Source organism: Priestia abyssalis (assembly GCF_002019595.1).
Taxonomy (GTDB): Bacteria; Bacillota; Bacilli; order Bacillales; family Bacillaceae_H; genus Bacillus_BA; species Bacillus_BA abyssalis.
On record NZ_KV917369.1, the window covers coordinates 5,272,035 to 5,284,538 of the forward strand.

At 44.7% G+C, this 12,504-nt stretch carries 9 protein-coding genes; 1 reads left to right on the plus strand and 8 read right to left on the minus strand.

Going from position 1 to position 12,504, the window contains the following annotated elements; translation table 11 throughout:
- Window positions 1–22: 22 nt before the first annotated feature.
- The 8 genes from BK575_RS25365 to secA all read right to left on the minus strand — a co-directional run bounded on the left by BK575_RS25365 (window position 23) and on the right by secA (window position 10,910).
- Complete coding sequence (locus BK575_RS25365) at window positions 23–1,474, minus strand: S41 family peptidase (RefSeq protein WP_078414299.1); 1,452 nt, start codon at window positions 1,472–1,474, stop codon at window positions 23–25.
- A gap of 446 nt (window positions 1,475–1,920) precedes the next feature.
- A complete protein-coding gene (locus BK575_RS25370) occupies window positions 1,921–3,201 on the minus strand; it encodes a murein hydrolase activator EnvC family protein (protein WP_078414961.1) in 1,281 nt (426 codons plus the stop codon).
- A gap of 108 nt (window positions 3,202–3,309) precedes the next feature.
- Complete coding sequence (gene ftsX / locus BK575_RS25375) at window positions 3,310–4,203, minus strand: permease-like cell division protein FtsX (RefSeq protein ID WP_078414300.1); 894 nt, start codon at window positions 4,201–4,203, stop codon at window positions 3,310–3,312.
- Window positions 4,193–4,879, minus strand: coding sequence for a cell division ATP-binding protein FtsE (ftsE, locus tag BK575_RS25380; protein ID WP_078414301.1), 687 nt, complete (start codon window positions 4,877–4,879; stop codon window positions 4,193–4,195). Before ftsE ends, ftsX begins: the two co-directional genes overlap by 11 nt.
- A gap of 417 nt (window positions 4,880–5,296) precedes the next feature.
- Window positions 5,297–5,638, minus strand: coding sequence for a cytochrome c551 (gene cccB / locus BK575_RS25385; RefSeq protein WP_078414302.1), 342 nt, complete (start codon window positions 5,636–5,638; stop codon window positions 5,297–5,299).
- A 176-nt stretch (window positions 5,639–5,814) separates the two neighbouring features.
- On the minus strand, window positions 5,815–6,678 hold the full coding sequence (locus BK575_RS25390) for a YitT family protein (protein WP_078414303.1): 864 nt from the start codon (window positions 6,676–6,678) through the stop codon (window positions 5,815–5,817).
- Window positions 6,679–7,066: 388 nt separating this feature from the next.
- A protein-coding gene (gene prfB / locus BK575_RS25395) for a peptide chain release factor 2 (protein ID WP_139368105.1) occupies window positions 7,067–8,168 on the minus strand; the annotation gives its coding sequence in 2 pieces (ribosomal slippage) (window positions 7,067–8,095 and window positions 8,097–8,168; 1,101 coding nt in all).
- A gap of 231 nt (window positions 8,169–8,399) precedes the next feature.
- The gene (gene secA, locus BK575_RS25400; protein ID WP_078414304.1) at window positions 8,400–10,910 is read right to left on the minus strand and encodes a preprotein translocase subunit SecA; all 2,511 of its coding nucleotides are present in this window, start codon (window positions 10,908–10,910) and stop codon (window positions 8,400–8,402) included.
- 455 nt (window positions 10,911–11,365) lie between these two features.
- On the opposite strand from secA, the gene BK575_RS25405 reads away from it, so the two are divergent.
- Window positions 11,366–12,451, plus strand: a complete 1,086-nt coding sequence (locus tag BK575_RS25405) for an HD-GYP domain-containing protein (RefSeq protein WP_078414305.1) — start codon at window positions 11,366–11,368, stop codon at window positions 12,449–12,451.
- Window positions 12,452–12,504 lie beyond the last annotated feature (53 nt).

Here is a 12,504-nt window from a genome sequence, read left to right on the forward strand (position 1 = left end):
AGACATCCTCTTATATTTTATTTTACTTTTGACTCAACAGTTTAATCGCCGTTTGAAGCTGGCGGTCATTCTTCTCAGATTGAATTTGTTCAAGAAGTTTCGTTTGAATAAGCGAAGCCGTTTTTTCATCAATGGCTCCCGTCACTTCCGCTTTATTGGCTTGCTGGAACGCTTTAACAGCCGTTTCGGTCTGCTTATCGAAGTAGCCATCTGTACGGCCAGGCTCAAATCCTAGTCCTTTTAACATCTCTTGTGCATTTTTGATTTGATTGTTATTCATGTCATACACAAGCGTTTCTTCCACTTGGATTGGGTTTGCATAGTAATAGTCCGGCTGTTTTACTTCGACCGTCGGCTTCACGCCTTTTTCATGAATCCAATTGCCGTCCGGCGTCAGCCATTTATAGAACGTTAGTTTAATGTTGCTTCCGTCTTCCATCGGAACGGCTTGCTGGACAGTTCCTTTCCCGAACGACTTTTCGCCGACCAGTTCATAGCCGCCCGCTTCTTTTAACGCACCGGCCAAAATTTCAGAAGCAGACGCGCTGCCCCGGTCGATCAGCCCTACAATCGGATAATCTTTCTTCTCTTTCAAAGAAGAGAATACCCGCTGCTTCTCTCCATTACGTTCTTCAATTTGAACATACGGTTTTTCTTCCGTGACAATCTCTTTTAAAATGTTTTCTACACTTTGCAAATAGCCGCCCGGATTTCCGCGAACATCAAGGATAAGACCGTCAATTCCTTTTTTCTCAAGGGATTTAAGCTGGTCGTTGAATTCTTGTGCCGTTGATTCCGAGAACGATGTGATTTCCATATAACCGATTTGCTTACCATTTGATTTCTTGACGGATGAATAAACCGTTTCGATTGGAATTTCATCGCGTTTCACACTAACTTTCAACGGCTCTTTCACACCAGGACGCTCTATATCCAGTTTCACCGTCGAGCCTTTTTTGCCGCGAATCTTTAATACGGCTTGATATAAATCCAATCCTTCAATACTTTTACCGTCGATGCGGATAATTTGGTCGTTTGGCTTCAGTCCTGCCTTTTCAGCCGGTGAATCTTTAAAAGGCGCCACAATGGTGACTTTTCCTTCAACCATGCTCACTTCAGCTCCGATTCCTTCAAACGATGAATCGAGGGATTCCGTGAACTGTTTAGACGTGTCTTTGTCCATGTACACAGAGTACGGGTCTTTTAATGTTTCGACCATTCCTTGAATCGCACCATCTAACACTTTGTCTTTATCGATATCTTTATAGTACTGGGTCGAAATCAATTCATAGGCTTGTCTAATTTTCTCGAAATGTTCATCTACAGAGGCACTGTCCGCTTCACCCTTCACCGGCAGTGAGACATGATCACTCACCGCAAGATTTTGCTGGAAAAGCTGTAAACCAAAATACGTTCCGACAGCACCTGCCATTAACGAGACAAACATCAATATGGCTACTAATTTCCGGTTCAATTGCGCTACCTCCTCAGCCCGCATTTCTCTTCCTATTATAAACAAAATGGGATAAACTATGTAAAACTTTTACCTGTAAGCACGTTCAAAAAGGAGGACAAAAAGGACCGAGAAGTTCGAGGAAGCGCCGCTTTGAGTAACGGAGCGCAAGCTGGTCGCTACGAAAGCATTTTCCTCGCACGAAGAAAAAGTGTTTTTCTTTTTCGAGGATATGGTGTTAATACGTGAGTAACGGAAAAGCAAGCTTAGGAAGCCCGACTAAGAACCGCCACGTCAATCACCAACGTCGGATCAGCACTTCCTGTGCAAGTAATTTCGATGGTCATTTTTCCCAGACTTTTTGAACAACTTCTATAAAAAAGGCATCACCCAAAAGGTGTGATGCCTTTTTACCACTATATGATAACTTGTACATTTTATGCGAACTAATTCAAACTGCCCGTTTCTTAACCGCCGATGTATGGTCTTGGGTCTACTGAATTGGACTTGCTTTGATTCCAAGCACCTTTATGAATCTCAAAGTGCAAGTGGGCACCTTTTGAACGGCCCGTGTTACCCATGTATCCTAAGAACTGTCCTTTTTCTACTGTTTGACCTTCAGATACAGCACGGTTTTCCATATGTGCGTACACGGTTGTATACACTTGTCCGTTAATTACATGTGTAATGAATACAACGTTTCCGTAACTTGAAGAATAGTAAGAACGGATAACCTTTCCACTGGCTGCCGCTACGATCGGCACATCGCCGCCGCGCTTACCGATATCGACACCCGCGTGTAGTTTGCCCCAACGGCCGCCATATCCAGACGTAATTGGACCGTTCGCCGGTTTCATGAACATGCCGCCTGTTACGGCCGGCATCGAGCTTGCTGACGGTGCGGAAGAAACGTTAGACGATGAAGATCCCGAAGGTTGCTTCGCCGCTTCTGCTGCGCGTTTCCTTGCTTCCTCTGCCTTGCGTGCCTCTTCTGCCATCATTGCTTTAATCGCTGATTCTTGATTGGCCAGCAGTTTATCTTCGTTTTCAAGCTGATGGATTTCATGCTCTTTATGCTCTTCTTCTTTCTCAAGCTGCGCCATTAACGCGTTCTTTTTCTCTACTTGCTGCTGAAGCTCTTTTTTCAAGCCTTCCAGCTCTTTTAGCTTTGATTCCAAAGAAGCTAGTTGGGTTTGCAATTCATCTTCTTTTTCCTGCTTCAAGCGTTTATCTTCTTCATGCTGCTTTAAAATATCTTTATCGGCTTGAACGATCGTGCTCACCGCACTTACACGGCTGACGAAATCACCGAAGCTTTGGGAATCAAGAATTACTTCTAAATAGTCTACTGTTCCGCCGCTTTCTTGCAGTGCACGGGCACGAGCTTTTAATAATTCATTTCGTTTGTTAATACGCTCTGTCACGATTTGAATTTCTTGCTTTAATTTTTCGATGGCTTCGTTTGTTTCCTTGATTTCCGTTTCTTTCACACGGATTTTTTCATTCGTATCCGCTACTGCGGTATCAAGACGCTCGAGTTCTTGCTCGATCTTTTTTTGTTCTGCTTGCAATCTCTCAATCTCTTTACGATTCTCTTCCACACCATTAGAAATCGTTGAACGCTTTTCTTTTACTTGATTGATTTTATTTTGAAGTGTTGAATTAGCTGAAACTTGAGTAGCGACCGGCCATAAGCTGCTTATGCCAATCATTACGGCTGTTGAAACGGATAAGACTTTGCGCTTCATCGTTTCCTTTCCCCCTAACTTTTTTCCGCTTTCTTTCGTACACATTCATGCGAACTCATATGTATATCCGCCTTTTGCTGCAAGCAAAAGGCGGTACGCTTTGCTTTGTTATTTTTGTAAAAACTTACGAACTGAAATGAAGCTTCCCCACATGCCGATACAAGCCCCAATAACAACCAACAAGAGCGACACTTGAATGGTCAGCGGGAATGTCGGCAGCAACATGAAGAAGGAATCGTCCAACTTCGGCTTCACATTCGCAAATAAATAGTTATAAGAACCGATCAGAACGATAATCGGAATGATTGATCCAAGCACGCCTAAGAAAAGTCCTTCCAAAAAGAACGGCCAGCGAATAAAAGCGTTCGTCGCCCCTACCAATCTCATAATCTCAATTTCCGAACGTCGTGCCACGATTGTAATTTTAATGGTATTAGAGATTAAGAACATTGCTGTAAAGATAAGTCCAATAATTAAAGCAAGGCCGATATTACGGGAAACGTTGATGACCTTGAATAACTTCTGCACCTGTTTTTCCCCGTACTTCACTTTCGCGGCATACGGATATTTCTCGATTTGCTTAGCCACACCGATAATGTCCTCTGGCTTTTTCGTTTTCACGATATACACGTCATTCAACGGATTTTGCTGTTCAAATAATTTGAAGGCTTGTCCTTCTTCTCCAAGACTTTTAATCAAACTCTTCAGCTCTTCATCCCTGGAAGAATATTGGACGTTCGCCACTTTCGGCAAGGCTTCAATTTTCGCTTTCAACGCTTGTTTATCTGCATCTTTCGCAGCCAGATCGATATGAACGCGAATTTCCACATCTCCTTCAACGGAAGAAGCAAAGTTGTTCAAGTTCAACATCAAAATCAAAAACACGCCGACAAGCATCAGCGTAATCGTTACGGCACTGACGGACGCAAATGTCATCCAACTGTTGCGCCCTAAACTCTTGACACCTTCCCGAAGGTGGCGGATGAATGTTCTACCCTTCATAACCGTAATCACCTCTTACTTCATCGCGCGCAATTCTACCGTTTTCGATCGCAATCACACGCTTGCGAATCGTATTGACGATTTCACGGTTATGGGTTGCCATCACAACCGTTGTTCCGCGCTTATTAATCTCCTTGAAAATGTCCATGATCTCCCAAGATGTTTCCGGATCCAGATTCCCGGTCGGTTCATCCGCAATCACGACTTTCGGATTGTTCACAATGGAACGAGCGATGGAAATCCGCTGCTGTTCACCGCCTGAAAGTTCATCCGGCAGAGAACGGACTTTGTGCTTCAATTTCACAAGATCCAGCACTTCCATTACCCGGGTTCGAATTTTGTCCGGGTGCTCTTCAATCACTTCAAGTGCGAACGCGACATTTTCATACACAGTCAGCTTCGGCAGCAATTTGAAGTCCTGGAATACGACTCCCAAGTTACGGCGGAAGATTGGTACTTTACTATTTTTTAATTTTTCAAGATTTACCCCATTAACGATGATTTGTCCTGAAGTCGGCTGTTCTTCACGGTACATCATTTTAATAAATGTCGATTTTCCTGCTCCGCTCGGGCCGACAACGTACACAAACTCACCTGGATTTATTTTGACATTGATGCCGTTAATGGCCTTAACGCCATTCGGATACGTTTTATAAACGTCCTTCATTTCAATCATCTTTATCACCTAATTAACTCGATTTTAAAGGATGTTCAAAAAGTTTAAAAGATAACCGGCGTCAGCTTTATGAAACGCTGTTTCAAGCGGTACCTCGATTTTTTGAACAAACATTTTTAGTGAATGTATGTAATCACTCAGAAGTTTCGACAGAATCCTTAAAATATCTACAAAATTCACGACACGTTTTTTCACGCCATACCATTATAACATTAAACATTGTCAAGATAAGCCTTAAAAATATTACATTTTCATTTCAATTGTGACATTAGTAGGAAATATATTCCTGTAAAAACTATTTCTACATGTCTTTTTTTGTCTAAAACCATGACTTTTAACCTACTTTGAACACTGGCCATAATAAAAGAACCCTTCCCGAAATGGTTCATTTCGAGAAGGGTTCTTTTGAAAAAACGTTTATTTCTTAGCAGCCAGCCATTCTGCCACTTTTGATGCGTCTTCGCCCTCCAACACACCTTTAGGCATGCCGCCTTGGCCGTTTATGATGATATTCTCAATATCCTCTTTTGAATATTTGCCGCCCACTTGTTGAAGACTTGGCCCTGCTCCGCCGCTAAGGTCTTGGCCATGACAGGCCGCACAGCTTTGCTGGAACATTTTTTCTGCGTCATCGGCACTCGCCGTTTCACCAGCAGGTGCATTTTCTTCTTTTGGCGCTTCTTCCGCAGAATCACCGCCGCCACAGGCTGCAAGAGCAAGTGATGTCCCCATTAACAATGCCATCCATTTCTTTTTCACGTTCTGTTCCCCCTAAAAAAAAATTATCAATAAATGCACTTCCCCCGCTCGAATCCATCCCTTCCCATGTTGCAGGTACGTTCAAAGTCTACAATAAAAGTAGGAATTTCTTCATCTAACCCCAAAAATATGGAAAGTTTATCCACTGAGCAAAGGTTCACTTTATTATAACCTACTTACGTCTGTTTAAAACCCTCACCTAGTACATCGGTTGCATCCATCACAATCACAAATGCAGTTGGATCAATGCTTTTCACGATTTGTTTCAATTTTGTGAATTGCGATTGATCGACAACGACCATTAAAACGGGACGCTCGGTTTCTGTATAGCCTCCGACAGCAGGCAGTTTGGTAACGCCCCGGTCAATGTCTTTCAGGATTAATTCACGAATGTCTTCCTCTTTCTTGGAGATGATCAGCACGTTTTTCGAACGCCTCACACCGATTTGCACAAGGTCGATGGTTTTGCTTGTAACATAGAGTGCAATGAGAGCATATAACCCTCTTTCCAAATCAAACACAATCGCGGCAGTCAACACAATGAAGCCGTCGATAACCGCTACACATAATCCCAATGACAGTCCGGTATATTTGTGAATGATTTGAGCCGCTAAATCGGTGCCTCCCGTGGAAGCTTTCCCGCGGAACACGAGACCTAATCCCAAACCGACGCCGATTCCCCCGAACAGCGCCCCCAGCAGTGGATCGTTCGTCGCTGGTTCCATGTCATTCGATAAAAACACGATAAACGGCAAAAATACCGTCCCAACCAATGTTTTTAAGCCAAACTGTTTTCCAAGCAGCAGCACCCCCGCAATAAAAAGCGGAATGTTAAAGGCCCACTGCACATAGGCGGGCTCCCAACCGAACAGTGCATCAAATATCGTACTGATTCCGCTCACCCCGCCAGAGGCGACGCGATTGGGAAGCAAAAAGAAATTAAACGCCAGAGCCACGATTGCAGAACCTAAAAGAATATAAAAGAGTTCCACCAACTTTTCTGCATTCGTTAACTGAATTTGTCCATCTTTATGTTTCATAAAAATCCTCCGTTGCGATATGTACTCTATTCCTTTACCTCTTTATCCAAAAGAAGCACTATAAATGTGTGTTCAAAAAGGAGGACAAAAAGAACCGAGAAGTTCAAGGAAGCGCCGCTTTGAGTAACGGAGCGCAAGCTGGTCACTACGAAAGCATAATCCTCCCACGAAGAAAAAGTGTTCTTCTTTTTCGAGGATGTGATGTTAATACGTGAGTAACGGAAAAGCAAGCTGACGCCGAAATTCGACGGTCATTTTTCCCGGACTTTTTGAACATCCTTTGTAAAAAAGTGATGAAGCCCATGCATGTCATCCATGCACGGGCTTCATCAGCCAAAACAAGGGCACACTACCCTTATTTTGGCTTTCTTTTTCATTCTTATTATGATTAGCTGATACGAGAACGCAAGTATGCATCGATAAACGGATCCAATTCTCCGTCCATGACACCTTGAACGTTTCCGACCTCTGCATTTGTACGGTGGTCTTTTACCATTGAATATGGATGGAAAACGTAAGAGCGGATTTGGCTTCCCCAGCCGATTTCCTTTTGCTCTCCGCGAATTTCCGCCAATTCTGCCTGTTGTTTGTCAAGTTCAAGCTGGTATAATTTCGCTTTTAACATCTTCATCGCTTGTTCACGGTTCTTGATTTGCGAACGTTCCGATTGGCACGTAACGACCGTGTTTGTCGGTGTATGAGTAATACGGACAGCCGAATCGGTCGTGTTAATATGCTGACCGCCCGCTCCGCTCGCACGGTACGTATCGATTTTCAAATCTTCCGTACGTACCTCTACTTCGATGTCTTCATCGAATTCCGGCATCACTTCGCATGAAACGAATGACGTATGGCGGCGCCCTGATGAATCGAACGGGGAAATGCGGACTAAACGGTGAACCCCTTTTTCCGCTTTCAAATAACCGTACGCATTATGACCTTTGATTAAAAGCGTGACACTTTTAATACCCGCTTCATCCCCCGGCAAGTAATCAAGTGTTTCGACTTTAAATCCTTTCTTCTCTGCCCATCTCGTATACATACGAAGAAGCATAGAGCCCCAGTCCTGTGATTCCGTACCACCTGCACCTGGGTGAAGCTCCAAAATCGCGTTGTTTTTATCGTAAGGATCGCTTAACAATAATTGAAGCTCAAATTTGTTTAAGCCAGACGTTAATTCTTTGATTTCTGTCGCCAACTCGTCTGCCAACTCTTCATCAAATTCCTCTTTCACAAGCTCATAAGATACTTGCAAATCTTCGTATGTGTCGTTTAAGCTGTTAAATTCATTCACAGCCTCTTTCAACGCATTTGCTTCATTAATAACGGTTTGTGCCGCTTGCTGATCATCCCAAAAGGAAGGGTCTGCCATCATTTCATCTAATTCATCAATGCGGGCTTGCTTCACATCGAGGTCAAAGAGACCCCCTGAAGTCCGCTAATCGCTTAGCTGTTTTTTCAAGTTCCTGCTTAATTACTACTAAATCCATGTATACTACACCTCTTATAATTATTTACTTAATAATAGCTGAAAAAATCGCTCACAACAAACCGCCTTTTCGCCAACATCATGTGTTTTTCCTTCACATGACCCGAAAAGGCGGTTTTCTTTGTTTTTTATCTTCTTCCAAAAGGGATTTTATCTCTTCACTTTCGGGGCTCCTCAAGTTATGGCGAAAATCCCTTTTGGAAAGTAACGAAAAAGGCATCTGCCTTTTCCGTTACTTTCCGCAGCAGTTCTTGTACTTCTTGCCGCTGCCGCAGATGCAGTCATCATTACGGCCTACTTCGATGGCGTTCACCTTCGGCTTTTTCTTGACCGGTGCGTCGCCCTCTTTCGGATGAACAGCCGCTTGTCCTTGCGCCACTTCTTGACGCTGCAGGTTGTTTTGGATTTGCGCCTTCATGATATACGTCGCCACTTCTTCTTCAATGGACGCGATCATGTTTTCAAACATCGCAAAGCCTTCCATTTGGTACTCGCGAAGCGGATCGATTTGGCCGTACGCACGAAGGTGAATTCCCTGGCGAAGCTGATCCATCGCATCGATATGATCCATCCATTTCGAATCGACCGCACGCAGAACGATAACTTTTTCGAATTCACGCATACGCTCTGCGCCCATGTTTTCTTCTTTTTCATCGTAAGCCGCTTTCACTTTCGCGAAAATAAACTCCGTGATTTCTTCCGGCTCTTTGCCGCGAAGGTCGCCTTCTGCGAGCGCCCCTTCTTCAAGCAAGCTGCCGTTCGCAAAGTCCACAATCGCTTTTAAGTTCCATTCTTCCTCTAACTCTTCACGCGGCGTGTTTACTTCCACGACACGCTGAATGGTCGATTCGATCATTTTCTCGACGATCTCACGAAGGTTTTCAGAATCAAGCACTTCAAAACGCTGCTTATAAATAACCTCGCGCTGCTGGCGAAGGACATCATCATATTGAAGCAATTGTTTACGGGCATCGAAGTTGTTGCCCTCTACGCGTTTTTGGGCAGACTCCACCGCTTTTGTGACGATTTTACTTTGAATCGGCTGGGAATCGTCCATACCGAGGCGGTCCATCATCGCCATCATATTGTCAGAACCGAAACGGCGCATCAATTCATCTTCCATGGACAAGTAGAACTGGGATACCCCCGGATCTCCTTGACGCCCGGCACGACCGCGCAGCTGATTATCGATACGGCGTGATTCATGTCGCTCCGTCCCGATAACGGCCAAGCCGCCCACTTCTCTGACGCCTTCTCCAAGTTTAATATCCGTACCGCGTCCGGCCATGTTTGTCGCAATCGTAACTGCACCTTTTTGGCCGGCGTTTTCGATAATTTGAGCCTCGCTCGCATGCTGCTTCGCATTCAAGACGTGGTGTGGAACCCCTTTACGCTTTAGTAACGAAGACAACAATTCACTCGTTTCGATCGCTACGGTACCGACAAGAACGGGTTGTCCTTTTTTATGGCGTTCCGTAATGTCTTCCACAACCGCTCGGAACTTGCCTTCCATCGATTTATAAATTAAATCCGCGCGATCATCACGCGCAATTTCGCGGTTTGTCGGAATCACGACAACATGCATATTGTAAATGTTGCGGAACTCCTCTTCTTCCGTTTTCGCTGTACCCGTCATACCGGACAGCTTTTCGTACATACGGAAGTAGTTCTGGAACGTAATCGTCGCAAGCGTCATGCTTTCGTTCTGGATTTCCACTCCCTCCTTCGCCTCGATAGCCTGGTGAAGACCTTCGCTGAAGCGGCGGCCCTTCATTAAACGGCCGGTGAATTGGTCAACGATGACGACTTTTTCTTCTTCTACCACATAGTCCACATCGCGCTGCATCGTCACATGCGCCTTTAACGCCTGGTTAATATGGTGCAGAAGCGTCACATGGGAGATGTCGTACAAGTTTTCAATCCCGAAGGCTCGCTCAGCTTTGGACATCCCTTCTTCTGTCAGCTGAACACCCTTCGTTTTTTCATCGTACGTATAATCATCTTCTTTTTTCATTGTACGAACGAACGCATTTGCTTGAATGTAAAGCGCCGTCGATTTTTGGGCCGTACCGGAAATAATGAGCGGTGTACGGGCTTCATCGATTAAAATGGAGTCAACCTCATCGATGACCGCGTAATGAAGCGGGCGCTGCACCATTTGCTCTTTATACAGCACCATGTTGTCGCGCAAATAATCGAAGCCAAGCTCATTATTCGTACCATATGTGATGTCGGCATTATATGCTGCCTGTTTTTCTTCACGGGATAAGCTGTTTAAGTTTAAACCGACCGTTAATCCTAAAAACTCATAAAGGCGGCCCATCTCTGCCGCGTCACGGCTCGCCAAGTATTCGTTGACCGTCACAACATGGACACCCTTGCCCGTAATCGCATTTAAATAAACAGGCATCGTCGCCGTCAGCGTTTTCCCTTCCCCAGTTTTCATCTCGGAAATATTGCCTTCATGAAGGGAAATCCCCCCCATGAGCTGCACCTTATATGGATACATGCCGAGCACGCGTTTCGCCGCTTCGCGAACGACCGCGAATGCTTCCACCAGCATATCATCGAGTTTTTCCCCGTTTTGATAACGCTGCTGAAACTCCGCCGTCTTCTCGCGGAACTGATCATCACTCAGCTTTTCCATTTCAGGACCAAGCGCATCAATTTGGTCCGCCAATTTCTCTAAACGAGTCACTTGGCGCTGATTGCCGTCAAAAACCTTTTTAAACATTCCAAGCATCTTAAAACGCTCCTCTATTTTTAATGGACGAGGATAACGGAAAAGGGATGAACAGCAACCCTTTTCCGTTATCCTCATGAAAGGCCCCTCCTTGGAAATCCAGCAAAATCAGGGATTTCGTGACGGTGCTTTTCAATAAAACCAATGTTTATCTTTTAATTAGGACTTACGGATAAGCCCCTCTTTCTTCCTATCGTTAACGTGACTATATACATATGTTTCATCATGTTTATCCATCTATTATAAATCATTCTCAATTAAATTGTAACACTGCTTCATGACCGATGACAACTGATGTCTCCTGCTGTACCGGGTCATTAAGAATACACTTCGCCTTTTGATCATTCAACTCCTACACATAGTTATAAAAAAGGGGCATATTCATGAAGTAATGGAACACAACGTGATGAATAGAAAAAAATCATGATGAAAATGTAAAGGCGGGAATGGATGTTATGAGAAGAATGCACATCTCCCAAGTTCAGAGCGGTGATGTACTCGGTTCAGATATATATGGAATAAAAGGACAGCGATTGCTTCATAAGGGGACAAAACTGACAAGCTCTTACCTTTCCTTGCTGTGGATGAAACGAATTGACTATGTATATATTGATGACAAGTACACACACGATATTCAACCCTATTGCTCCCTGCAGCCAGCCGTCAGAAAAAAGGCTGTAAGCATGATTCATGACACGATAACGAAGCTGCTGGACAAAAGGTCAGTGACCGGAATAGCGATGCTTCCTTGTTCAGGAATTCAATACCAGCAAGCAGCTCAAGAAATCGTGGACAACCTGATGACACAAGAACACTTGCTTATTCCTTTATCTGATTTGGTTTTACCAGAAGGGCATCTGTTTCATCACGCCATCAATGTCGCGACCATCGCCGGGATCATTGGAATGGCAAAAGGATACAGCGCAGACAAGCTCCTTGATTTAGGAGTTGGCGCTCTCCTGTTTGATATCGGCATGAGCCAAATCCCCGCAAGTCTGTGGAACAAACGAGGAAAGCTGACCGAAACGGAACTGGCTCTTATACAAGAACACACTGTCAAAGGTTTTGAAATACTTCGCCGGCAGCGGGACATCTCCCTCCTTTCGGCCCACTGCGCTCTCCAGCATCATGAACGGTACGACGGGAGCGGGTATCCCCGCCAGCTCAAAAAAGACGACATTCATGAGTACGCCCAGATCGTCGGGCTCGCAGACACCTACGCCGCCTTAACCTCTACCCGGAGCTACCGCAAACGTTACTCACCGCAAGAAGCAGCTGAATACTTGGCCGGCTCGGGAAATACATTGTTTGACCATGAACTCGTCCAGCTTTTCTTCAAACATGTCCCGATTTATCCCATCGCTTCCGTTGTTGTGCTCAACTCAGGAGAAACCGCAGTCGTCGCCGAAACATTTTCTGACACCCCGCTCTACCCGATCGTCCGGGTCATTAAAAACCCTTATGGGGAAACGATCGAGAGTCCTTATGAAATTGATTTGCGGACAGAGGTGAGGACGACGATTGTGGAAGTGTTGTCCTAAATCATATAAAAAGCCTGGCTCCCCATCATCAGGAAAGCCAGGCTTTTGTAAGC